Origin of the sequence: Mucilaginibacter sp. OAE612, from assembly GCF_041806395.1 — a bacterium.
GTDB lineage: Bacteria > Bacteroidota > Bacteroidia > Sphingobacteriales > Sphingobacteriaceae > Mucilaginibacter > Mucilaginibacter rubeus.
Map to the genome: position 1 here is coordinate 6,235,314 of NZ_JBGMUW010000001.1, position 23,731 is coordinate 6,259,044.

The 23,731-nt window shown below is 43.1% G+C and carries 20 protein-coding genes; 7 read left to right on the top strand and 13 right to left on the bottom strand.

Annotation, left to right across the window (positions count from 1 at the left end; all coding sequences use genetic code 11):
- Positions 1–49: 49 nt before the first annotated feature.
- Positions 50–1,564: a PA14 domain-containing protein gene (locus tag ABID99_RS26080; protein ID WP_373615575.1), complete on the bottom strand. Its 1,515-nt coding sequence runs from the start codon at positions 1,562–1,564 to the stop codon at positions 50–52.
- A 211-nt stretch (positions 1,565–1,775) separates the two neighbouring features.
- Positions 1,776–4,472, bottom strand: coding sequence for an outer membrane beta-barrel protein (locus tag ABID99_RS26085; RefSeq protein ID WP_373615577.1), 2,697 nt, complete (start codon positions 4,470–4,472; stop codon positions 1,776–1,778).
- 542 nt (positions 4,473–5,014) lie between these two features.
- On the opposite strand from ABID99_RS26085, the gene ABID99_RS26090 reads away from it, so the two are divergent.
- The 5 genes from ABID99_RS26090 (at position 5,015) to ABID99_RS26110 (ending at position 9,061) form a co-directional block, all read left to right on the top strand.
- Entirely contained in the window at positions 5,015–5,422 is a 408-nt protein-coding gene (locus tag ABID99_RS26090; RefSeq protein WP_176626232.1) for a hypothetical protein, read from the top strand.
- A gap of 121 nt (positions 5,423–5,543) precedes the next feature.
- A complete protein-coding gene (locus tag ABID99_RS26095; protein WP_090532677.1) occupies positions 5,544–7,082 on the top strand; it encodes a YifB family Mg chelatase-like AAA ATPase in 1,539 nt (512 codons plus the stop codon).
- A gap of 540 nt (positions 7,083–7,622) precedes the next feature.
- Positions 7,623–7,745, top strand: coding sequence for a hypothetical protein (locus tag ABID99_RS26100; RefSeq protein ID WP_176626234.1), 123 nt, complete (start codon positions 7,623–7,625; stop codon positions 7,743–7,745).
- A 166-nt stretch (positions 7,746–7,911) separates the two neighbouring features.
- Positions 7,912–8,472: a transposase gene (locus ABID99_RS26105; RefSeq protein ID WP_373615579.1), complete on the top strand. Its 561-nt coding sequence runs from the start codon at positions 7,912–7,914 to the stop codon at positions 8,470–8,472.
- A gap of 148 nt (positions 8,473–8,620) precedes the next feature.
- The gene (locus ABID99_RS26110; protein WP_373615580.1) at positions 8,621–9,061 is read left to right on the top strand and encodes a hypothetical protein; all 441 of its coding nucleotides are present in this window, start codon (positions 8,621–8,623) and stop codon (positions 9,059–9,061) included.
- A 636-nt stretch (positions 9,062–9,697) separates the two neighbouring features.
- Here the strand turns inward: ABID99_RS26110 and ABID99_RS26115 are convergent.
- Positions 9,698–11,488 (bottom strand): cellulase family glycosylhydrolase, encoded by a 1,791-nt coding sequence (locus ABID99_RS26115; protein WP_373615581.1) that lies wholly within the window; start codon positions 11,486–11,488, stop codon positions 9,698–9,700.
- A 38-nt stretch (positions 11,489–11,526) separates the two neighbouring features.
- Positions 11,527–12,930, bottom strand: coding sequence for a glycoside hydrolase family 30 beta sandwich domain-containing protein (locus ABID99_RS26120; protein ID WP_373615583.1), 1,404 nt, complete (start codon positions 12,928–12,930; stop codon positions 11,527–11,529).
- A 275-nt stretch (positions 12,931–13,205) separates the two neighbouring features.
- Between ABID99_RS26120 and ABID99_RS26125 the strand changes: the two genes are divergently transcribed.
- Positions 13,206–13,577, top strand: a complete 372-nt coding sequence (locus ABID99_RS26125; RefSeq protein ID WP_090532688.1) for a response regulator — start codon at positions 13,206–13,208, stop codon at positions 13,575–13,577.
- A gap of 230 nt (positions 13,578–13,807) precedes the next feature.
- On the opposite strand, the gene ABID99_RS26130 is transcribed toward ABID99_RS26125, so the two are convergent.
- The 9 genes from ABID99_RS26130 to ABID99_RS26170 form a co-directional block, all read right to left on the bottom strand.
- Positions 13,808–15,388 carry a M1 family metallopeptidase gene (locus ABID99_RS26130; RefSeq protein WP_373615584.1) on the bottom strand — a complete coding sequence of 527 codons (1,581 nt, stop codon included), beginning with the start codon at positions 15,386–15,388 and terminating at the stop codon, positions 13,808–13,810.
- Positions 15,389–15,485: 97 nt separating this feature from the next.
- Positions 15,486–16,409, bottom strand: a complete 924-nt coding sequence (locus ABID99_RS26135; protein WP_373615586.1) for a hypothetical protein — start codon at positions 16,407–16,409, stop codon at positions 15,486–15,488.
- Positions 16,410–16,488: 79 nt separating this feature from the next.
- Entirely contained in the window at positions 16,489–17,232 is a 744-nt protein-coding gene (locus ABID99_RS26140; RefSeq protein ID WP_373615587.1) for a hypothetical protein, read from the bottom strand.
- Positions 17,233–17,474: 242 nt separating this feature from the next.
- A complete protein-coding gene (gene ffh, locus ABID99_RS26145; protein WP_090532696.1) occupies positions 17,475–18,803 on the bottom strand; it encodes a signal recognition particle protein in 1,329 nt (442 codons plus the stop codon).
- A 150-nt stretch (positions 18,804–18,953) separates the two neighbouring features.
- On the bottom strand, positions 18,954–19,976 hold the full coding sequence (locus ABID99_RS26150; RefSeq protein WP_090532697.1) for a DUF3078 domain-containing protein: 1,023 nt from the start codon (positions 19,974–19,976) through the stop codon (positions 18,954–18,956).
- Positions 19,977–20,122: 146 nt separating this feature from the next.
- Positions 20,123–20,932, bottom strand: coding sequence for a hypothetical protein (locus tag ABID99_RS26155; RefSeq protein ID WP_188833750.1), 810 nt, complete (start codon positions 20,930–20,932; stop codon positions 20,123–20,125).
- Between the two features lie 125 nt (positions 20,933–21,057).
- Positions 21,058–21,894 carry a glucosaminidase domain-containing protein gene (locus ABID99_RS26160; protein WP_090532701.1) on the bottom strand — a complete coding sequence of 279 codons (837 nt, stop codon included), beginning with the start codon at positions 21,892–21,894 and terminating at the stop codon, positions 21,058–21,060.
- Positions 21,895–21,956: 62 nt separating this feature from the next.
- Complete coding sequence (locus ABID99_RS26165; protein WP_090532703.1) at positions 21,957–22,499, bottom strand: glycoside hydrolase family 73 protein; 543 nt, start codon at positions 22,497–22,499, stop codon at positions 21,957–21,959.
- A 3-nt stretch (positions 22,500–22,502) separates the two neighbouring features.
- Positions 22,503–23,141: an O-methyltransferase gene (locus ABID99_RS26170; RefSeq protein ID WP_354485239.1), complete on the bottom strand. Its 639-nt coding sequence runs from the start codon at positions 23,139–23,141 to the stop codon at positions 22,503–22,505.
- A 161-nt stretch (positions 23,142–23,302) separates the two neighbouring features.
- On the opposite strand from ABID99_RS26170, the gene ABID99_RS26175 reads away from it, so the two are divergent.
- Positions 23,303–23,680, top strand: a complete 378-nt coding sequence (locus tag ABID99_RS26175) for a GxxExxY protein (RefSeq protein ID WP_373615588.1) — start codon at positions 23,303–23,305, stop codon at positions 23,678–23,680.
- Positions 23,681–23,731 lie beyond the last annotated feature (51 nt).

Consider the following 23,731-nt stretch of genomic DNA (forward strand, 5'->3'; position numbering starts at 1 on the left):
CTCTACATTCAAAAACTGTCGTTTTTAAACGGCCTCTACGGTAAGCAACCTATCTGGGCCCATACTGCAATGCGTAGGGAATTGGCGAGATCTTCTTTTTGGCGATATTATCGGGGGTTACGTAAACAAAATCAAGCTTACGGCCACCTTCTTTCTGAAAGTACTCTATCCGCAGCGGATAAAAGCCTTTTTTCAAAGGAACGATGTACGAACGTTCAATATCGCCGTCATGCAACCCATCAAGGTCAATGATCGGCTTATCATTCAGGTACACTTTGCAACCATCGTCGCTCCCTAACCCAAAAATGTAATAGCCATCCTGTTTAACTTCAAATTGCCCATCCATCACTACGCCGAAATTGTTTTGGCGGGGAAGTTTATTGATACTGAAAGTACTATCGGCTACGCCCTCTTTAACTGGTTTTAAAGTCTTAAAGTCGGGTAGCCTATCCCATTGGCCTTCGTAATAAGCGTAATGAAGGCCGCCCGGCTTGTAGTTTTTCCTGAGCCGTGTTGCAGACAGATAAGTACCCACCCTGAAATCGCCGCTGGTGCTCTTGTCAAATTTCGCCCGGTCGGCTATCTTCCGCAGGGTAACACTTGCGGCGCCTGATAACTCTATTTCGGGCCTTACAGCCGGCGATGCCACTGACGGCTGCGAGCCATCAAATGTATAGTGCACTTTTGTGGTATCGTCAAAGTACCAGATCTTTATTGGCTTATCCTTAAGTACAATTCCGCGGGATGGGTGAAACTCCAGTGGCTTACCGCCATAGTCGTTATAAGCAAACCTTAAACCATCATACATATTTTTCAACCTCACGGTCCCGTGCGATTCCTTTGGATACGCTTTAACCACCCACTCAAAACCCTTCGGGGCATCTTTTTTCAGCAGGCTATCCATTGCGTTTATGTTCATCTCCTTCATGCCCTGTCCTTCACGCCCGCCGATATAAAGAGCCTTACCCTTACCTGCAAGCAAAGGCAACTTCTCTTTAACCTGCTTAAGCATCACGCCATTATCCCACCAATAACTTGGGTCGCCGGCAATATAATTGCTGAAGAGCTGCGGCTCGTTCAGTAAAGCATACGTAACAAACACGCCGCCGAAAGAGTGGCCGAAAAGGGTATTATCACCATCAGAAGGATAGGTTTTATCAATATAAGGGATCAGCTCCTCTTTAAAAAACTTTAGAAATTTGTCAGCCCCGCCCGATGTTTTATTTCCGTTATTATGGGTCGGCAAAAAATCTCTATCACGGTCAACATTCAGTAACCCGACGATTATCATTGCCGGCATGGTGTGCTCATCAAAAATAAAATGCTGGATATCGCGCCCTAATTTTATATTCCAGTCGTCAATGATGTACAATACATCATATTTGGTTGCCGAACCGGCTTTATAACCATCGGGCAATATTACCTGGATAACGCGTTTCTCATTTAATATAACCGAATTGATGGAATCGCGTTTACCGGGCAGGTCCTGCGCCTCAGCGCGTCCTGACAAGCTAACTATTACTGCAATAGTAATGGATAAAAAAAGGTAGGTCCTGGTTTTCATAATGGGGGAGGCTTTGATTACTGGTAAGACTATACCTTAGTAAGGATAGTTACACAAAGCAGGCAAAAAACAGCGGCTGGCTCTTTTTACATAGCTAAAAGCAGAATGCACAAAGCCTAAATCTTAATTCGCTGATTATTAACACTGTTTAATTACTTGAATTATTAGACGCTATATAGCTTAATACAGTTCCTTTATTTTTTTCCGACATTTATTTAGTGCTTAGCTTATTGAACTTGACACTGTAAGTAACCAGGAAATATCGCTTCAGTGTATTGTTTTGCACATCGTTAACCGAATTGGTGTTAATGTAACGGTACACGCTCACGTTTTGATTAAAGAGATCATAAACGGAAAGTTTAAGTTCTCCCCGGTCTTTTTTAAGCATTTGCAGGGTCAGGGACGAGCTCACTACGTTAACCCCTTTTTTAAAACCTGCCGCAACCTGGCTGTTATAATTAAAATCCTGCCTGGTTTCCCAGATGACTTTTTTAGGAAACCTTACCACCAGGCTGTTGCTTATATTGTAGGTAGCTACCCTGATACTCCTGAAATCGTCATAATGATATTTGGAGTTCGATTGGTTAAAACCAACGGCGGTATTTAGGTCAATCACATCTTTCCAGTTAACATTAATATTTTCGCGCAATCCGTATGCAACAGTATTTTGCCAGCCTTCCACATTATTCAGCAAATTAAGGTTTTGGTAATAGTTGCCGTAAAAATTAGCTGATGTGCCGAGCTGCCAGTCTTTTATCTTTTTGAACCCTTTAGAGACACCAACTGAAAAATTATAGCTTGGCCTGCCATCGCGGTTAACGGTAGTACTATTTTGCACCCCGTCTGAGCGAATGGTTTGCTGTGAAACTGCCATGTTTTTTTGCGAAGAAATGTTGCCGTACGAGTAAATACCCAGCTGACTGTTATTAAAGTATTTGAAAAAATTAAAGTAATAGGTATTGCTTATGCCGGGCCTCAAATTTGGATTACCGGTGTAGCTGTACAACGGGCTATAAACAATAGTAATAGGCTGCAGGTTTGATACCCCCGGCTGGTTAACACGGCGCTCATAACTCAAGAATATTCCATAAGCTTCGATACGGATTGTTGGCAACAGGAAAAAATAATTTTGAACAAGCCTGCTGGTCGCGAAATTGTTATTGATCTGCTGCCATTGAGTGTTAAGCCCGGCGATGATTTGTGCGTTTTTATTAAGCTGATAAGTGATCCCCGGTTTAATATTCTCGGTCCACAGATCCCGTTTAAGGTCGGAGCTTTGATTAGTGAGCAGCGAATCAAAGTCGCCTGTTTTACGGTCGAAGGTAAAAACCTGGTCGCTGGTTTTATTATATATGCCCGATGTGATAACATCGACAATAAGCTTTTTGGTTAGCGGGTATCGGTAACTAAAATCGAGATTGCCCGAAGCATTGTTTGATGTGCGGGTAGATAACCTATGCAAGCTATCTGATAATTCCGGGCGTTGGTAATTAACCACATCATTATTATTGAAATTGTTATTGTGGTTAGGATTAATGCTCAGGTTATGCGAGATAGTGAACGACTCCTTGCTTTTGTTCTTAGATCGTTTATGAAAATAAAAGCTTTGGTTAAATTGCGTTGAATGCCAGTCGCCCACGGAGCCTGATACCGATTTATTCACTGGCATATCAAAATTATTTGAAGTATTGCCCAACGACGAGGAGCTGCTATTGTTAGAATTATAACTTAATGACGGATTATAGCGCAGGTTGCGGATAGTATCAGGCTTCCACTCTACAAGTCCGCTTATAGTGTGCGTATGATTGTTTGCATACCTGCTGCTTGAAGCACGGGTTAACAGCGTTGTATCCTTCAGAAACTGCTGCTGAAAATTGGCTGATTCAATTTTGTTGTTCCGCTGTGTATAAAAATATTGCAGGTTAAGCTTTAGCTTTTCGCCATAGTTTTGGTTAAGGTTAAACCCTCCGGACGTAATTTTTTCAATGCCGCCGCCCCAGTTTCGGCCGCCGTTAAAGGATGTGTTACCCCCGCTGCGGTCAAAACCACCCTCGGCATTAAGCTCATCGCGAGAAAAAGCTGTATGATTAAGGTTATTGCTTAACCCAATGAGGCTTACCTGCAGCGTATCCCGAAACATATTGAACAATCCCCCGGCCTCGTACCTATCGCGCGAACCCACACCTCCGAATACCTTACCGAAAACACTTTTTTTAATGGCCTTTTTAAGTTTGATGTTAATGATCTTCTGTACCTGGGTTTCACTTACCAAATGATCGGGATCGTTTTCCCGGTCGTCATAAACCTGAACCTGTGCAACAATGGCCGCGTCAAGGTTTTTGGTAGCGATCTTAGGGTCCGAGCCAAAAAACTGCTTGCCATCAATCAACAGTTTGCTTACCTGTTTCCCGTTAACGGTAATAGTTCCGTCGCCATCTATTTGTACGCCGGGAAGCTTTTTAAGCAATTCTTCAACGGCGGCATTGGGGCGGGTTTTGAAAGCGGCAGCATCAAATTCAATGGTATCTTTTTTTACTTTGACTGGAACCCGCTCTGCACGTACCACCACCTCTTTAAGCATCTTACTGCTGAGGGTAACATTGCCCAGATCAACTATATCGCCTTTTTTAAAATTAAAATTATGGATATAGTTTTGATACCCGGCATAGGAAATAACCAGGCGTACCCGTTTATCAACCGGTAGGCGCTGTAATTCAAAATCCCCGTTCTTTTTACTGAGGGTATAAGCTATAAGCGAGGTATCTTTCAGGTCGACAACGGCAACAGTACTCAACTCAAGAGCTTGCTTATTCAGGGAATCGGTGACCTTCCCTTTTATTGTGGCCTTTTGGGCAAAGGCCCCGGAAAACAGGCATAACAGTATTAATGAAAGAAAGATGGTTTTCATCCAGGTTTAGGTGCAGACAGGTAAGGTTAATTAAATTGTGTTATAGGTGATGTAGGGCCGTGGTAAATAGGGAAACTTAAATCATGAGGTTTCATAGGGTTTAGATGTTAGCATGTTGGTTAATTTTTTTGATAGACGCGTATTCGACAAATATCAAACTTAAACTTTTAAAGCATAAAAACAGCTCACCCAGCTTAACCACTACATCCATAACCCCGTAGGCAGCATTATATGCTATAAATGTGCTCTAATAACATGAAAGCAGCATTAAATATTGCCTGATACGCTACAAAAAGGGGAGATATTGGGTATTGTAACATTGATTTTACCAAAGTGTTCTTTTTCCCGGAGCCATGCAGAATAAAATTATTTCTTTCTCCGCGTTGTTTTTTTGCGATATAAACATCAAACCAAATAAATGAATATAAATGCGATAAAAATAAAGCATGGCCGCAATAAAATTTTGCCAATCCCGTTTTTAAACTAATATTGTGCAAGTAATATTATTTTGTACCGAATTAATTACCTAAAACCATAACATTATGAAAGCAGCAGAAACCTACAAGTCCATTTATGTAACGTTTTACAGGTGGAATGTTAAAAACTTTGGTCACGGCGGATTGCCAAAAGCCAACGCCCTTTTTGGAGCAAGCTTTTTGATGATCATTTTGCTGGCCATTTTAGTAAGTGTTGCACAGTTATTTTTAACCGCCGGCTGGTTTCAGTTAAGTCCGGTATCCGGCTTAATGATATTACTGGGGGCCACAGGCGCGTTTGTACTTAATTATTTTGTATTGCTGAACAGCCGCTACTTTAAAAAGGTGAATGCCGCTTTTGCGCGCATCAGCAAACACAATCCCAATACATGGTCAATAATGCTGATGGTTTGTGTGATTGTTTCCTGCACCATGCTCCTGGTTGTTTGCCAGGCCGGAACATTTTTAAGATGAGATTAAACAATGTGATTATAAGAAGGCCCGCCGGTACCGGCGGGTTTTTTGTTTTATATGGTCCCGCTTTATCACTTCATCAAAATTCTATATCTTTCGCTTCAATTAAACTTTTATCACTGTGTTGGTTAAAACTTTTGGAAGCGCGGTTTATGGGATACAGGCTATTACCATAACAGTTGAGGTGAATATTGCTTCGGGCACAAAATATTTCATTGTGGGCCTGCCCGATGTGGCTGTAAAAGAAAGTTATTTCAGGATAGAATCGGCGCTAAAAAACTGCGGTTTCAGGATGCCCCGCCAGCAGGTAGTGGTTAATATGGCCCCGGCCGATATCAAAAAGGAAGGCTCATCCTATGATCTTACTATTGCTACCGGCGTATTAGCCGCATCCGGCCAGATAGAACCCGAAACCCTTGATAAATTCATCATCATGGGCGAGCTTTCACTCGATGGAAGTCTGCAGCCCATAAAAGGCGCTTTGCCCATAGCCATACAGGCCCGAAAAGATGGCTTTAAAGGGTTTATCCTCCCTAAACAAAACGCCCGTGAAGCAGCCATTGTAAACGATTTGGAAGTTTACGGTGTTGAAAGCATTAAAGACGTCGTTGGCTTTTTTAACGGCACATCCGAGCTTAAGCCCGAAATAGTAAACACCCGTGAAGAGTTTTACGACAGCCTATGCAATTACGACAGCGATTTCAGCGAAGTAAAGGGCCAGGAAAATATTAAGCGTGCCTTAGAGATTGCCGCGGCCGGCGGCCATAATGTGATCCTGATTGGTCCGCCCGGAGCTGGTAAAACCATGCTGGCCCGGAGACTGCCCTCTATTTTGCCGCCATTGAGTTTATATGAATCGTTAGAAACCACCAAGATCCATTCGGTGGCAGGCAAACTTGCCGCTGCCGATGCCCTGGTAACCATTCGTCCGTTCAGGAGCCCTCACCATACTATTAGCGATGTAGCTTTAGTAGGAGGGGGAAGCAACCCTGCCCCCGGCGAGATCTCTTTGGCCCATAACGGCGTTTTATTTTTAGATGAATTGCCGGAGTTTAAACGCAGCGCGCTGGAAGTAATGCGCCAGCCGCTCGAAGAGCGCCGGGTAACCATATCACGCGCTAAATTTACGGTAGATTATCCGAGCAGTTTTATGCTGGTGGCAAGTATGAACCCCTGTCCATGCGGATATTATAATCATCCCGAAAAAGAATGCATCTGCCCGCCGGGTATGGTGCAAAAATACCTGAGCAAAATTTCAGGCCCGCTGCTGGACAGGATAGACCTGCATGTGGAAGTAACACCGGTTAACTTCAGCGAACTATCATCTGACCGTGCTGCCGAAAAAAGTGAGCTCATCCGCGAGCGGGTGATCAGGGCGAGGGAAATCCAGGTAGAGCGTTTCGGCAACCGTCCCGATCTGCACGCCAACGCACAAATGAGCCCTCAAATGGTTCGCGACCTGTGCAAGATCAACGCGGCCGGCCAAACCCTGCTCAAAAAAGCCATGGAAAAACTCGGCCTCTCGGCAAGAGCGTACGACCGCATCCTTAAAGTATCCCGCACAATTGCCGATCTTTCCGGGAGTGAGGAAATTAAACTGGAGCATTTAGCCGAGGCTATACATTTCAGGAGTTTGGATAGAGAGGGCTGGGCTGGGTAAGGTACAACGAGACAATGTCTCGGGAAAGAGTAATCCGAAGCCGGAAACTTCGGACAGCAAGGGTAGCGTCCTTTAGTTTTATTCTTGTTCCGAGAATAAGTACAAGTATAAAGGCAAAAATAAATGATTAGCAACAAATCCATTTCAAGTGTAACAAATAAGAGCGATAATCGCATGGCTTATTGGATATCCGTGTCCTGCGTGATCATTATCGGATTTTTTTGCAGGGATTTTATTGAATTGATTTGGTGCCTTTTGGGATTTGTGATACTTTTTACAGCAATCTCATATATCTCAAAGACTATAATTTTAACTAAAAATTCAATAATTATTCAGAGCATTTTCGGGAAAGATATTACAAAAGATGTAAATCAATGCATGCGTTTAACAACCTCTTGGCTCCTGATAAACAGAATGAAATTGGAGTTTATTGATGGTAGTCGGTATTTGTTTAACGGAAACTCCTCTGACAAAGTCGTGAAAGAACTAACCAGAATTATTGCTCAACGCACTCCGGCACAAGTATGAAAATCTGGCGATTTGTACCTTTACCATATATCCCGCACTATCGCAGATCTTTCAGTGAGTGAGGAGATTAAACCGGAGCATTTAACTGAAGCTATTCATTTCAGGAGCTTGGATAGAGAGGATTGGGCGGGATAGAAACGACATATCCATTGCATAAGATAAAACGGAAGTACATTCAATAAAAATGACATAGTCCTTGATTGTTCATAACAGCATAACAAGAATCTCCCCCCCCCCACTGGCGCAAGTATGAAGGGGTGGCAATGTGTGAAAAGGCTACTTGTGCCAAATATTCGAAAATATGAGTACCAAATACAAATTTCACGATCAGGATAAATTATACTTTGTAAGCTTTTCTGTTGTGTATTGGATAGACCTTTTTATAAGAAATGAATACAAACAGGTATTGCTTGACAGCTGGAGGCATTGTCAAAAGCATAAGGGTCTTGAAATATATGGATGGTGTATCATGACCAGCCACGTTCATATGATTATTGGAAGCAGCGGCAATAAACTGGAGGATATATTGCGTGATATGAAAAAACACACCGCAGCCATATTACGAAGTACAATTGAAAACAATCCGATTGAAAGCCGAAAGGAATGGCTTTTATGGATGATGAAACGCGCCGGAACGAAAAATAGCAATAACGAAAAGTTTCAATTATGGCAACAGGACAATCATCCCATTATGCTGTTTAACCATAAAGTATTGCATCAAAAATTAGATTACATTCATAACAACCCAGTAGAGGCCGGATTTGTCGAAAAACCTGAAGATTATTTATACAGCAGCGCACGGGATTACTATGATTTACCAGGCTTGGTTGATATTTTATTAGTCGATCCGTTACTGGCTTAGATTATAGAAAACAAAGAAGGCACAAGTACCCACCCTCTCTTTGCCTGCCCTTCATACTTGCGCCAGTAAAGTAATAACGACAATTGAAACTGCTGAAAACAGTGCTGAAAAAATTATAGCCTTAAGAAGCCTTTATCTTATAAACTACATGACAACCAAACCGTTACCCCTTATCACTATCGCAGCACTAACAATCTTTTCAAGCTCCTGCAAAACCTATTACATGCCTGTTGGTACTTTCCTGGAACAGGTGCCAACCCTGGAAACGGTGAATTTAAGGCCGGTTACCGCCCAGGACCCTCTTGGGCATAAGCATACCTATAGTGTTTACCCTATTGATTCGATTAAATGCTTCGATAAAAACGGAACTCCTTACAAGCTAAAGAACGGGCCATCTATTGAAATACGTTTTACAGATATCAATGGTAGGCGATCAACCTTTTACTTCGACCGGACCTGGGTTATCCAGGATTCTGTTATCGGGATCCAATCAAAGATTCTTTCACTGAAAAAAGCAATACCGGTAAGCACTATTAAAATAATTGAAGTACAGGATGGGCGAAAAAAATACAAATACATTAACCAGTAGGCCAAAATAAAGCTGGCTACACAACAGCTGATTTGGAGTTTAATAGCGGTCAATACAAAACAATCATTTGCCGGCGAAGCCGGGGCTGATACCCGGCGCGGGCAAATTGGGTTATGCAGCTTAGCAGTTTACCTGCAAAACTTTAAGCCATACAGCCAACTGTACTATTATATTAAATAGCCTGTTAACTTAAAAAAAGCATGGCCCGCGGTTGCTGCCAATTGGAAATTTGTTAACCCTGCCATGCACATGATCGCAATGTGTATGATCGCGATACATTTTTTGATGAGATGGCGGGCAATTTACCTGTAGTGGTTGGGTAGTTTCAGTCTTATCAGGCTGACAAACTATCGTAGCTTGTTTTTTCATAACGACTTCTCCCTATGTTAGGTGACATTGATAATTGATATAATAAATTTAACTATAAAAACAGTTATTTACAATACCTTTTTATCAGAAAATAATATTAAAAAATTACGGGTTAAACCCGAAGGTGCAAGTAGCTTTTGCCCGCAGGCAAGCCCTGCATATTTGCGCCGGTAAAGGAAAAAATCATTTTTGGCATCTTAGATAAATAAACAGCCGGAGCAAATAATATATACTCCGGCTGTTTAAATAAGTATAGCGTACCTGTATTTACTTCCCTTTCCAAAACTGCAGGTAATGCAGGTTGTACCCTCCGTTGTTAGCTAATACCTTTATTTTGTTGCTCCCGGCCTTTAAAACAATGTTTTTTACAGCAATAACCTGCCATTTTTTTAACCCGCCGGTGTTGGGAACCGCCACTTCTTTTGCCTGGGTTATATTATTAACTAAAACAGATAGTTTGGCATCATCGGTGGCGGATGCCACTTTGAGGCTTAGGGAGTATCTGCCCGGTGTTTTAACCTGTATTGTGTACTGTGTCCATTCATTGGTTTCAATATGATCTACATAGTAACTGTCATACTTCGTAGAATCTTTGCTGATATCAACGCCGTCATTTCGATAAACATGGCCTTTGTTGCCTACACCGGGTTTGCCTGAAGTATGATAGTCGGCGGTATCGGTATCAAAATATGCGTAACCGTTGCGGCCCAGGTCATAATCAACAGCATTGATCACGGTGCCGTTGCCAATCCTGTTGGCTTTAAAGGGCTTGGTAACGCTTGTATGCGGCTGCCTGAAAATAGCATCGATGACATCATGATGGATAATGGTATTTTCTAATTTAGCATACGTAGCAAGCTCAAGGGTGCCGCTATACGTATTGCTCTCGTTAGGTTTATTCCTGCCGGTGTTCAGGTACCTCGCCACATCATCATAGTTCAGATTTGAACGGATCTCCATCGGGTTGTTGATGCCCAATTTTTTTAATGGCCATAATGACCAGCCAATGTTATTTTTTTCTAATAAGCCGATAGCTTCGGTAAGCCAGGTATTTGAGTTTTCGCCGGTTTCGCCCAACCATACGGGGATATTATACTGCTCGCGGGTTTTTACGATATGATCAACAGACTTCTGATCGTTAAAATTCCAGTACTTATGAAAGCTCAGCACCATGTTTTTATCCCATTGGGGTAAAATACCGTTATAGTTATTGCCCCAGCCGTTGCCTTCAATAATAATGATGTGTTTTTTATCCACCTCACGAATGGCAGCAGTAATATCAACCATCAGTTTTCTTAGCGGACCGTTTGTTTTTTCCTTCAGTCCGTTTTTATCATTTTGAGGATCATCAAAACCCCAGTTTGGCTCGTTGATAATATCATAAGCGCCTATGTAAGGTTCGTTTTTATACCGTTCGGCCAGTTTACGCCAAAGGGCGATGGTTTTTTGCTTATTAGCCTCGCTATCCCAAAGTGATGGTTTGTCCGGGTCGCGGTCGGAGATGTTCAGGTCGTTGCCTTGTCCGCCGGGCGCGGCATGCAGGTCAAGGATCAGGTACATGTGGTTCGCTTTACACCAGGCCAATAAGTCATCGGTCATTTTAAACCCTTTATCCAGCCAAGTGTTTTTACCGGCAACGGGCTCCTTATCAACTGGCAAGGTGTAAAGGTTGTAGTGCATTGGCAGACGAATAGAATTAAATCCCCAGCGTTTCATCGAGTCTACATCAATTTTGCGGGTATTATTGGCCAGCCAGGTATCATAAAACTCCCTGGTTTCGGCCGGGCCCATTAGCTCTTCCAGCCTTTCACGAATGCGGTACTGCCGGCTGTCTTTGTTAATGTGCAGCATATAGCCTTCCTGCAGCATCCATCCCCCTAAACCCATACCACGCAGCAATACATTCTGCCCTTTTTCATCAACTATTTTTTTGCCTTCGGCTTTTAAAAAGCCAGTTTGTGCATTGCCTTGTAACGAGACAAATAATGCAGGAGCCGCGGCCAGCAAAGCTTTAATCCCAGACCTTACCTTTATGTTTTTTATTAACGATGTTAACATGTTGTTGTGCATTTAAATTTTTCCTGAACCGTTTTATATTACCAGATATACGTTCCAACCGAACCTTTATCAAGTTTAACAGCTAATACTCTTCCCTGGTACTGGATGTTAAAATCCTGCGCGCCATCGCTGGTGTTGGCTACGATAAGCACTTTTTTGCCATCGGGGGTTTTGAAAGCCACATTAGGTAAAGTATCCATATTGTTTGAAGCAATACGTACTGAACCCGGACGTACAAATTTGGAAGCGTGAGCAATTGAATAATAAGCGATGTTTTTCTTTACTTGGTTTTTATCAATGGTAACGGCGCCCTGGCACATTGGGCAGCCACCCCTGTCGGTGTAGGGCTTATATTCAGGGTCGGCGGCAAGGTTCCATTCCAGTACATTGCGGCTCCAGTTACGGGTTGCGCCAATAATAAGGCTTTTTACCGGCCAGGCAATGTTGATAGTACTTTGATTTTCGGGCTCAACGGTCATCTGCTCGGTAAAGTAAATGTTTTTATCAGGATGGGCGTTGTGCACATCGGTAAGGGCCGAGATATCGCCGCCATACAGGTGAAAGCCCGAACCATCCACATATTTACGGGCAGCCGGGTCATTCAATATCGAAATAGGGTAGTCGGGCCTGTCGGCATTATGATCGTAAACAATGATCTTTGTTTTGATGCCTGCAGCCTTAAACGCCGGACCAAGATTGTTTTTGATAAAGTCGGCTTCGTCGGGCGCAACCATCAGCAAGCTGGGATTATTGCCTGGGTGCAATGGCTCATTTTGAATAGTGATGGCATCAATATTAATTCCATTGGCCTTCATCGCCTGGATATATTTAACCAGGTAGTTAGCATACACCGGGTAACAATCGGGTTTTAACCTGCCGCCGCGGGTATCATTATTGGTTTTCATCCAGGCCGGCGGCGACCATGGCGAACCCAATACCTTGATTGCCGGATTAATTGCCAGGATCTGTTTCATTACCGGGATCACATCGGTTTTATCCGGGCCAAGGTTAAAATGTTTTAACGTTGGATCTGTCTGGCCTTTGGGCATATCATCATAGGAGAATACTTTCTCGTTGAGATCGGATGCACCAATACTCAGCCTTAAATAACCGATACCAATATCATTCCCTGTAACCGCGAAAAGATTTTTAAGCAGCGCGGCCCGGCTGTCGGCACTCATACGGATGATGTGCATAGCACTACCCCCGGTTAATGCAAATCCAAACCCGTCTATCGGCTGGTAATGTTGCTTATCATTAACAGTAATAGTAGTGCCGCCGGCGTTCCCGGTTTTAAAAGTAAGCGGCACTTTTTGCTGCTCAAAAAGTGCCGATCTGTCGGCCCTGGTAAGCCACAAGCTTGCCTTTGTTTGCGCGTTTATTGCAGCAGCCGGGCCAAGCAGCATGGCGCCCAATAAAATCGATTTGATTTGCGTATTCATGAAACAGGATTTACAGGTTTATTTGTTGGACAACAGGAATTAATACGGCTGTTAAAATTGGATAAGTAAAAATATTACTGTTTTTAATAAAACGTAGTAATTAATCGGTTACAAAGTCAATAATTAGATTTTGTAGTGGTTAAGAAGTAGTTTACCCATGGGGTTAATTTAAAGCAGGGCGATATAAAGTCTTGTTTAAACGGGCAAATTTAATTTTCAATTTAAAACATTTGTTTGTATGAAAAGATTTCTATAAATTCACATACAACTATCCAATGAATACTCCATCTAAAAAAATTGTCATATTTGATGACGACGAGGACATACTTTCTATTTGCAGTTACATTTTGGAGGAACAAGGGTGGGAAGTGCACACATTTAGCGACTGCAATAACATTGTTGAGAAAGTTTCGGGCATTTTGCCTGATGTGATCATGATGGATAACTGGATCCCCGATTCGGGCGGGATCATTGCCACGCAAACCCTCAAAAAAACCGAGGGGCTTAAAGAAATACCGGTAATTTACTTTTCAGCAAACAGCGATATCCAGATCCTGGCCAATCATGCCGGCGCCCAAAGCTATTTAGCCAAACCATTTGATCTGGAAGACCTGGAAAAGGTGATCAACAGGGTGATAGCCGCGTAGGAGGGTTAGTTATTATGCCATAAATTTATCTTGGGGATAGTGCAAAGGGCTGCGTTAGTGATAGGAGCGGATACCGGCCTTGTGGCTAATGCCTGTGCAGTATGAGCGTATAGCACGGGCCGCAAGCAACGCCTATATTTTTCATACCGATCAAAAAATATATTTAATTTATAACTATCCGTAACAAAAAAAGAGGGTCAAACAATGACAGCCCTCTTTAAAAACCGCTTCTATCTTTTTTCCTCAAACGATGCCAGCAGGTTTATATTCGGGTCCACCTTAACATCTGCCGGTTTGGCTTTTACCCGGAAACGGGCTGTTGTCGATTTCTCTTTTACCGGCACAGTTAACAGTTGCCCGTCAACAGACACCTCCAGCGGCAAATTGTAAACATAGGCCTGGTTTTGGGTTACATTTATGGTAATGTAACCATCCTTTTCATTATACTTCCAGCTAACCGCCAAATTTGGGTGCCCGGCGTTGCGCAGCCATTGCGTAAAAAACTGTTTCAGGTCCTTACCGCTGGTTTGTTCCATTACCCGCCTCAAATCATCGGTATTGGCATTGCTGCCCTGGTATTTTGAATAATAATTTCTTACCCCTTTCCAAAAAACATCATCGCCCAGTTTGCGCCTCAGCATGTGCAGTACCCAACCGCCTTTTTCGTAGCTATTGGCATTAAGCAGCTGCATAAATTTTGTTTTAACAGCGGTATCAACCACGGGCGTTAAACGCTCTTTTTCAAAATCCAGCACTTTTTTACGCTGACCGAAAAGGCGTGTTTTTAAGGTATCGGCCCCGTATTTATTTTCGAGATAAAGATTGGTCATATAAGTAGCAAAGCCTTCACTTAACCAAAGGTGGCCAAAGCTTTTCTCGCTGGCGCCATCGCCAAACCACTGGTGGGCAATTTCATGCGCCATTAATTCCTCTATATCCGGACTTTTAACCGATTCTTCAAAGTAGAATATGGCACTGGCATTTTCCATGCCGCCAAAAATGGTTTTCGACTGCACGTTGGCCAATTTTTCGTAGCTGTAAGGGCCAACATTTTTTATAAAGTAGGGGAGAATATTTTTAGCTACAGCATAGCTTTTAAACCCAACCTCTTTACTTTCCGGAAAAACATAGGTAAAAACCGGGATTCCGTTAACATCACCGGGGCGGTCAACCGCAAACTCAGCTACGCCTATAACCATTACTTTGGTAGGCAGCGCAACGGCTTCAACCCAATGGGTTAGTTTGAGCTTTCCGTCGAGTTGCTTCTCTTCGGTTTGCAGGCCGTTTGATACCACCTGGTAATGATCGGGCGCGGTTACAATAAAATCAACCGTGGCTTTGTCGGCAATATTATCAACGCAGGGGAGCCAGTTGTGGGCCCGGTTAGGCCAGTTATCACCAAAAAAAGTACGGTGCCCGAATGCATTGGTCGAGATGATCAACCCATCGGCCGGGATGCCGCTATAACTTATCGTATAATCGCGGGTGTTCCCTTTATAGGCGCGGGTATTGATCTTTAGCTGCTCATCGTCCTGGGTAAACTTTACCGGCTTCCCGTTTTCGGTCACTGCCGATACCAGCATGCCTTTACCCTCAGCATTCTTTTTCACCAGGTCGAGGCTGAACCCTTCTGCGCCGTTCAAAAACCTTACCGAAACCGTGGCCTTTCCCTCTATATTATTATCGGCGTCATTAAGTTTAATATCAAACGTATAATGTTTAACATCAATCTGCGCCCCTGGAACCTGGGCAAATGCCGGCATGGTAAACAGGGCCGGTAACAATAAAAGAACAAAAAATATCCTGCGCATAGCCTTGGTTCAGTTTGTTTTGTACTGCAACAAAGCTAATAAAAACAAGCTGTTATCCGCCCTTCCCGGCCATATGGTTAATCACATTTTTACATTGCTAAAACGTTACATTAACCCCTGTGGTGAACAAAAAGTAAAGCCCGTTCATTTTGGTGTTTTTTACATAATCAACCTGGTTAAATGGCTTGATGAGGTAGGGCGTAAAGAGGATTTGCCACTTGTTAATAGTATAGGTTAAAGGCAACGATCCGCTGAAAGCAAGCAGCTTATATTGCCTTACCTCGCGCTGGTTTTGCTGCGTTACCGTTTGCGTTATGATAGTTTGCTTTGGCTGGCTGGGAAACAGGATATTAATAGGTGTTTGCTGCTGGGGTTGCTCTATCGAGCGGGTAACCTGCGATTCGGTATAATAAGTTTGGTAGAAAGATTGTGTACCGGCATAAAGCGTGGCGGTAGGAGTAACTTTTAGCCCGCTTTTTTTATCCGCGCCTGTTTTCAGGGCAAAAATTTCTTTTGATAATTCGGCCGTATTAACAACGTCGTTGCTGTTATTTTTATTAAACCTATAGCTGATGCCCGCCGTAAATTTTACAATATCATCCGGATTAGCATACAACTGCCCGTCGAGCGTGGCATTAAACGAAGAAAGTATAATGGGACTGCTCTTGGTGATGAAATATTTGGTGGCCGATACATTGCCCCCATAATACCGTTTTGCATCAAACGCGAAAACATAGCCCGGTGTAACGCTAAGGCCCTCGGTGCCAGATTTGGAGCCATTAAGATCAAAATAGCCGATAGCACTTACAAAAAATCCCTGCTTGCTAACTAATGTAACCGAGGGAAGAAGTACCGGGACACTGCTTTCATCGCGCCGGCCGGCATAGGTAAGGTTTGAAAGATATTGCAAACCCGCATTTACAAACAATTCTTTTGTTTTTGCCGCGGTATCAGGTTTTTGCTGGGCACAAACCGCAGGGCCGGCCAAAGCCAGCAGCAGGATAAGTTTAAGTTTTTTCATGGCTAATGTTGAATAAAAAAAGTGCGGATAATCAAAAAGGCCGGTACCGGCCTTTTTGATTTAATGTATGTAAATACTATTACTGTTTGGTAGCGCTTAGTTTGGCTGAACTCTTGCCCGAAGTTTTAACAGTAACGCTTTTCTTTCCCGCCTTTACAGCTGTACTGGAAGCGCTGCTATTTGAGAACCCGGTATTTAGCTTTTTAGAACCCGCTGCCACATTACCTGTGCTGTTCAGGTTACCGGACGAGGTAACACTCACATTTTTGCTAACAGCATCGGCGCTATTACCCGCGGCCACTGCTGTTTTACCTGTAGTTGTTGTAGCGCCGGCCCTTAAAGCGGCAGCATTGCTGCTTACTTTTTCGGTAGTGTTAGCGGCAACACCTTCGGTTGTGGCTAATGTTTTTTCGCCTGTTGCTGTTACTCCGGTTGCATTCACAGTACCTACGGCTGAGGTATTGCTGCTAACGCCGGCCTGTGCAGCTGTTGTCCCTGCGGTAGCATTTACGGTTGAGGCAACGTTGCTGTTAACATTAGCGGCCTCACTGGCGGCAACGCCTGTTACGGCCTGGTTGGTGGTAGCCTGGGTTTGAGTAGCTGTCCGCGCTGCTACATTTTGAGCCTGTGTTGCAGCCTGGTTGGTTACGGTTGAGGTTGTGTTAACCGCTTTTTGCGCTATTGATGCAGCATTCACAGTTGGCGTAGCTACCCGCGTAGCTATTTTAGTAGCGGTAGTTGCTCCAAGATTAACCTGGGCCGAACCAACTTTAAAAGCAAATAACGCGGCGGTCAATAAAACGGGTTTAATTAACTTTTTCATGATTAGTTTTTTAGTTATTAATATGTGAGGGAGGGGTAAACTTAAGCCCTCATCTGTTCGCTGTAGTAAAACAAAGCAAGTGCCATTGCACAGTAAATGACATTTTAATGACTTCCGCCCCCAAAAAGTGTGAAATTGTGTATAATAAATTATACATATGTTTATTTTGTTCGTCAGCAAAGGAGCAAAAAAAACGTCCCTTGTTTTTAGCAAGAGACGTTCTTTTATAAGTTATACCTACCTTACATTTTAGGCATCCTGCGCATCATGTTGGCCATAGCAGCGGGATTGCTCATTTGCTTCATCACTTTCTTCATATCATCAAACTGCTTCATGAGGCGGTTAACTTCCTGTAAATCGGTGCCCGAACCTTTGGCTATGCGGTTACGGCGGCTTTGATTAATGGTTTCAGGGTTAGCTTTTTCAAACGGGGTCATAGATTGAATAATAGCCTCTATCGCTTTAAACGCATTATCATCAACCTCAACATCCTTCATCATTTTGCCCACGCCCGGTATCATGCCCATCAGATCTTTCATGTTACCCATTTTCTTGATCTGCTGGATCTGGCCGTAAAAGTCGTTAAAGTCGAACTTGTTTTTGCGGATCTTCTTCTGTAGCTCGGCAGCCTCTTTCTCGTCAAACTGCTGCTGAGCGCGTTCAACCAAAGACACCACGTCGCCCATACCCAGGATCCTCGATGCCATACGATCGGGGTGGAAAACGTCAAGCGCTTCCATCTTTTCGCCGGTACCAATAAACTTGATAGGCTTATTAACAACCGATTTGATAGAAAGGGCCGCACCACCGCGGGTGTCACCATCCAGCTTGGTTAATACCACACCGGTAAAATCAAGGCGGTCATTGAACACTTTAGCGGTATTCACGGCATCCTGACCGGTCATGGAGTCAACCACAAACAGGATCTCGTGTGGTTTTACGGCATCTTTTACCTGCTCAATCTCCACCATCATGGCCTCGTCAATAGCCAAACGGCCGGCGGTGTCAATAATCACCACGTTATTACCGTTCTGCTTAGCCTGGGCTATACCTTCGCGGGCAATAGCAACCGGGTCTTTCGAGTCGCGATTGGCATAAACAGGGATACCTATCTGCTGGCCTAAAACCTCCAGCTGATCGATAGCCGCCGGACGGTAAATATCATCAGCAACCAGTAATGGTTTTTTATTGCGTTGTGTTTTTAAGTAATTGGCAAGCTTACCGGTGAAGGTTGTTTTACCAGCACCGTTCAAGCCGGCAATAAGGATGATGGTGGGTGTAGCCGGAAAATTCAGATCGGCTGTGGTACCGCCCATCAACGCGGTAAGCTCATCGTTCATGAGCTTGGTAAGCAACTGGCCCGGCGAAATGGATGTTAATACATTATTACCAAGCGCTTTTTGCCTCACATCATCGGTAAATGCTTTGGCAGTTTTATAATTAACGTCGGCATCAAGAAGGGCCTTGCGGATCTCCTTCATGGTTTCGGCCACGTTTATTTCAGTAATAGTTCCCTGACCCTTCAGGACCTTGAACGCCCTGTCGAGTTTATCCGAAAGATTTTCAAACATTATATTAAAAAACTTTAATCTTTTTTATAAGGATACAAAGGTATGATTTTGAACTATATTAACTTGTCTCATCCCATTGTTTATTCCAAAATAAAGCCGGCCCTGTTTTTAATAAGGCCGGTTCAATTGTATTATTTGTTCAAGACTGCACTACGGGAACCGGTACAGCATCCCCAATCCAATGCCTTCATAACCCTGCGCGCTATCGGATGTATGTTTATCATACAACAGCGTTCCGTTTACCGTTGCACTAATTAACCTGTTCACCTTGGCTGTTAGCGTTAAATCAACACGGTGGGTAATAAATTTTGGCGATTGGGCATAAGGGATAAACAACGCGTAACGGGTATTTAAGTGAATGTTTTTGGCTATATCTTTATCCAGCAACGCCACAACCTGGAACGCGAGGTCATTTTTTACGGTTTTTAACGTATCCACGCCGTAGTTATCTTTTTGATATTTATGGATGGTGTGATCAAGTACAAAAGTCTGTCGTGCGGTACCGGTACCCAAACGCAAATCGAACCAACTTTTTGGCTTATACTCAAAACCGACAGACTCGGTAAGATAACCCGGCGACATAAAGTTTGAAATATATTGCTGCTCGAACTTGCCATTGCCTTGATCGACATAATTAAACCCTTTATCAAACTGCGACTCGAAGGTTAAGGCACCGAAAAAGTACCAGCTTTTTGATAATTGCGAAGCTACTTTGTTGTCAAAATAAATACGGTCCTGCGTTTTGCGTTTGCCCTGTCCTTTATTCTTTGATACGCCGTAAGTAAGGTTAAGCTCGGATACATAACTGAAAGGCGCTTTGTTATATTCGGTATGATAAATAAAATTTGAACCCAATGCCACCGCACTTACGCCACCCGCCGCATAATTACTGCTAAAAGCCGACTGGCTAAAGTTCAGCCCGAATGTGATTACCTTTTTCCAGTAGTTTACTTTATAATCGAGCATGGTAACAGGTACCATTTCGCGCTGGATCTGTATGGGGCGAACCCGCGTGGGGATGGCATTTTTGCGGGAATTTATCCGGTATTTATTAAGTACGGCAGTGTCTATTTTAACACTATCTTTTTTCAGGGTATCTGTTTGTGCTTTTGCTGATAAAACGCACGTGACTGATAATGCGAGTATTAGTAATCCCGGTTTTGTTTTTAACATAGTAAACAAATTAAAGCAAAAATCTCCTTTTTTACCCACAATAAACAAAAATGTTGCTTCAGGGTTTAGTCTGGCAAACGACTTTTGGGCAAAAATATTGGGATTTCCGGATATTAAAATGAACGTTGTATTAAGGTTAATCAACCTTATTCGCGGCCAAGATCCTTCTTACTGTCTTCGGGCGTAACAAGCGGGGTGAGGGAATACGGGCGTTTCTTATACTTTAAAAAACGATTGAGGTTGGTTTTGATGGAGGCTATAAACTCATAGTCGCTAGCGGTTTTTACCAGGTAATAACCGGGGCGGTACCGCAACATGAAGTCGGTAAGCTGCTGATCTTTTAAATTGGTTATGGCGCCAACATAAGTTCGGTTAAAACGATAGTCAATAACACTTTGCTGATAGTCTTTCTCAATAGTTTCGCGCAGGCGGGCAGCATTGCGGCCGCTGCGGCTTAATGAATTGTAAAGCGCATCGATACTTAAGCCAGCACCGCCCGGCCCAAAGCTCAATAAATCTTTATTGTTAAGTGGGCCGAAGATTTTGGTATAATCGTTTTTGGTTGCAGCAAGCCGTTTTTGGGGGTTAAGCAGGGTGTCGCGCACGATAACTTCTTTAAGCTGTATGGCTGTGCGCTTCATATAAACGGCAAGTGATTCGCCGCCTTGCACTTTCAATGTATCGGGATGATGATCTGATTTTGTAAAAACAAGCACATCGCCCGGCTGGGCTTCTATCTTGAATTCACCTTTAAAAGTGTTGTAAATAGATTTGCCGGTGGTGATGTTCTGTACATTAACTTTGGCAATGCGGTCTTTGCTGTCTTTATCAAACACAACCCCATCCACGGTTTTTTGCTGGGCAAAAACCCGGGCCGCGGGCAGGGCAAAACATATCAGGAGCATCCACAATTTCATTGCGGGGGCAAAAATACGTGTTGTACAGCGGGCGATCATACAATTTAACAACAATTAACCTTTGGGGGAGGGAGCCAAGATACCAGGAGTCAAGAATCAAGATAGATTTAGAGGTCATTTCTTTCTGTCCTGGCTCTTGACTCTTGCTGTCTTGCCTCTGTTTCTCACTTAACAACCACAAGCTTCTGGCCAATTTTAATGCCATTGTCGCTCATACTGTTTAACGCTTTCAGGTCATCAACAGTTATTCCAAAACGTTTGGATATGTTGTATAGTGTATCGCCCTGTTTTACGGTGTAGATCTTATCGTCGGGCGGGGTTTTGGAAAGGGTATCCTGAACGGGTTTACCAATGCTATCGTTGATCTGCGATAATACACGGTCTTCCCGTTTAATTTTAGCAATCTCGCCTTCGGGGCGGTCATACTGATCGAGGTTATATTTTACAATAATATTGATCAGCAACTGCGGATATTTAGGATTAGTGGCATAACCTGCCTTTTTCAACCCATAAGCCCAGCCTTCATAATCGTTCTTGTCCAGTTCAAAAAGTTTAGCATAGTTTTTACGTTTTAAAAACGCCGAGTGGTCACGGAAGGAGTCTTCCGGATTATCATAAACGCGGAAACAATCATTCACGTTGTCGTCATCCTTATAATAACTTTTGCCGGTCCAGTCGCTGGTGCATTTTATGCCGAAGTGGTTGTTGGCGTATTTGGCCAGGTCACTATTGCCCGCACCCGATTCAAACAAGCCCTGCGCCAGGGTGATGCTGGCCGGGATACCATACTGGTTCATTTCCTGGATGGCGATGGCCTTAAAGCGGTCAATATATTCTAACGAATTGTACGACCGGTAGTTGGCAATAGCATCCTTATTGGCCTTTTGGATATTACTGTTATTGCGTTTGGCATCGCGGTTTGATACTGTAGTGGTTTTTTTGCGGGCAGAGCATGAATTGAGGCAAACTACAGCAATGAACAGGTATATGGTTTTTCGCATGAGGCTTAAATCTTATTATGTGGCATATAACCAGGGGCCAAATTAAGATTTTATAAACGTAATTATTGCTGTTTAGTTGTTGCGTCGGCCAATTGCGTTTGGTTTGCCGGATTTTCATCCAGGTCATTGAGGTTATACCTGTTAATGATACCTAAAACCTGCGATGCCCATTTGCGGCTACCGGCATAACCGGCACGTTGAATACCTTTTGCCCATCCTTTATAATCATAATGGGTAAGCGCGTCGGCCAGGTGGCTAAACTGCTTGCGCTCGGTCATGATGCGTGCAAAGTCCTGAAACGAATCAAAAACCGAATCGTATCTTTTATAAGAGGTGCGAACTTTTTTGTTGTGTTTGGTATAAACTACGGTATTGTAACCTTTTACTCCAAATTGATTATTAAGGTTTTGTGCTATGGTACTGTTGCCGCAGCCCGATTCATGCATGGCTACACCTAAAACGATGCTTGCCGGGATCCCGGTTTCGTGCATGATCTTAATGGCATCATCTTTGAACTTTTCAATGTAAGATTGTGAGGTATTTTTCTGTGCTGAAGCAGCTAATGTTGAAATCAACAGTGTTGTAATCAGTAAGATTTTCTTCATAATTTATTTTTTTCTGATAACCAGCAGCCCGTCGCGTACCGGCAGGATCAATTTTTCTATCCTGCTATCAACAGCTATCTGGTCATTTAGTTTGCGGATTCCTTCAGTATCGGCATCTTTTTCGGTGCCGTACACCTTTCCTTTCCACAAAACGTTATCAATTATTATTAATCCTCCGGATCTGACTTTGTCAAAAACTAATTGAAAGTAAGTATAATTATTCTTTTTATCGGCATCTATAAACACCAAATCAAAAACATCCTCCTGTAAATCAGCAATAACGGCCTCTGCCTGCCCAAAATGCAGCTTTATTTTGTTTTCAACATTTGTTAGTTTAAGATGTGAAGTGATGATCTCCTCCATTTCGCGGTTAACTTCAATGGTGTGGAGGATGCCGTCGTCGGCCAAACCCTCGGCCAGGCAAATAGCCGAGTAGCCTGTATAGGTACCTATCTCCAGGATGCGCTTAGGCTGCACCATTTTGCTTAAAAAACTAAGCAGCCTGCCCTGATAATGCCCCGATAGCATGTTAGGTTTTAACACCTTGATATACGTTTCGCGGTTGAGTTTTTTTAGCACCTCCGGCTCCGGGTCGCAATGGTCATCTAAGTAAGCCAGTAAGGCATTAGGGAGAATATCCATGGGGCAAAGATACACAAAAACCTTGATTTTCGTGATTGAAGGATTTCCCGATGCTATATGTCCCTTCCTTTTGAACCTTGATTCACTTGATTAAAGGACTTTTGATGATGGTTTTGTATTTGTTTTTAATACGATATCTTTAGCTGGATTTAAACCTTAACATGAAATATAAAGAGCTTACTGAAAAGATAATAGGATGTGCAATGCGTGTACATAATACTCTCGGAAATGGTTTTCAGGAATTAATTTACCAGCGCGCGTTGGCTTTGGAATTAGCAAAAGGAGATCTGAAGTTTGCCCAGGAATTGGAAATGATTATCTATTATGATGGCGTTGGCATAGGAAAACGACGCGTTGACTTCTTCGTTGAAAGATCAATCATGGTTGAAATAAAAGCCATCATATCCCTTGAAGATGTACATTTGGCACAAGCCATGAACTATCTTGAAGCCTATAAGATGGAAATAGGACTACTAATAAATTTCGGATCAAAAAGCTTACAATTTAAACGCGTTCATAATAACAATCTATTAGTTTGAAGCAGATATCAGGCTATCATCTAATCAGGAAAATCAAGGTTCAACCCTCTA

Excerpts from the sequence above, each read along its gene's own strand:
- ABID99_RS26175 (WP_373615588.1), top strand. The coding sequence starts at position 23,303 with ATGAAATATAAAGAGCTTACTGAAAAGATAATAGGATGTGCAATGCGT.
- ABID99_RS26110 (WP_373615580.1), top strand. The coding sequence starts at position 8,621 with ATGACAACCAAACCGTTACCCCTTATCACTATCGCAGCACTAACAATC.
- ABID99_RS26105 (WP_373615579.1), top strand. The coding sequence starts at position 7,912 with ATGAGTACCAAATACAAATTTCACGATCAGGATAAATTATACTTTGTA.
- ABID99_RS26155 (WP_188833750.1), bottom strand. The coding sequence starts at position 20,932 with ATGATCGCCCGCTGTACAACACGTATTTTTGCCCCCGCAATGAAATTG.
- ABID99_RS26135 (WP_373615586.1), bottom strand. The coding sequence starts at position 16,409 with ATGAAAAAACTTAAACTTATCCTGCTGCTGGCTTTGGCCGGCCCTGCG.
- ABID99_RS26080 (WP_373615575.1), bottom strand. The coding sequence starts at position 1,564 with ATGAAAACCAGGACCTACCTTTTTTTATCCATTACTATTGCAGTAATA.
- ffh (WP_090532696.1), bottom strand. The coding sequence starts at position 18,803 with ATGTTTGAAAATCTTTCGGATAAACTCGACAGGGCGTTCAAGGTCCTG.
- ABID99_RS26140 (WP_373615587.1), bottom strand. The coding sequence starts at position 17,232 with ATGAAAAAGTTAATTAAACCCGTTTTATTGACCGCCGCGTTATTTGCT.
- ABID99_RS26165 (WP_090532703.1), bottom strand. The coding sequence starts at position 22,499 with ATGAAGAAAATCTTACTGATTACAACACTGTTGATTTCAACATTAGCT.
- ABID99_RS26120 (WP_373615583.1), bottom strand. The coding sequence starts at position 12,930 with ATGAATACGCAAATCAAATCGATTTTATTGGGCGCCATGCTGCTTGGC.
- ABID99_RS26085 (WP_373615577.1), bottom strand. The coding sequence starts at position 4,472 with ATGAAAACCATCTTTCTTTCATTAATACTGTTATGCCTGTTTTCCGGG.
- ABID99_RS26125 (WP_090532688.1), top strand. The coding sequence starts at position 13,206 with ATGAATACTCCATCTAAAAAAATTGTCATATTTGATGACGACGAGGAC.
- ABID99_RS26090 (WP_176626232.1), top strand. The coding sequence starts at position 5,015 with ATGAAAGCAGCAGAAACCTACAAGTCCATTTATGTAACGTTTTACAGG.
- ABID99_RS26115 (WP_373615581.1), bottom strand. The coding sequence starts at position 11,488 with ATGTTAACATCGTTAATAAAAAACATAAAGGTAAGGTCTGGGATTAAA.
- ABID99_RS26170 (WP_354485239.1), bottom strand. The coding sequence starts at position 23,141 with ATGGATATTCTCCCTAATGCCTTACTGGCTTACTTAGATGACCATTGC.
- ABID99_RS26150 (WP_090532697.1), bottom strand. The coding sequence starts at position 19,976 with ATGTTAAAAACAAAACCGGGATTACTAATACTCGCATTATCAGTCACG.
- ABID99_RS26160 (WP_090532701.1), bottom strand. The coding sequence starts at position 21,894 with ATGCGAAAAACCATATACCTGTTCATTGCTGTAGTTTGCCTCAATTCA.
- ABID99_RS26130 (WP_373615584.1), bottom strand. The coding sequence starts at position 15,388 with ATGCGCAGGATATTTTTTGTTCTTTTATTGTTACCGGCCCTGTTTACC.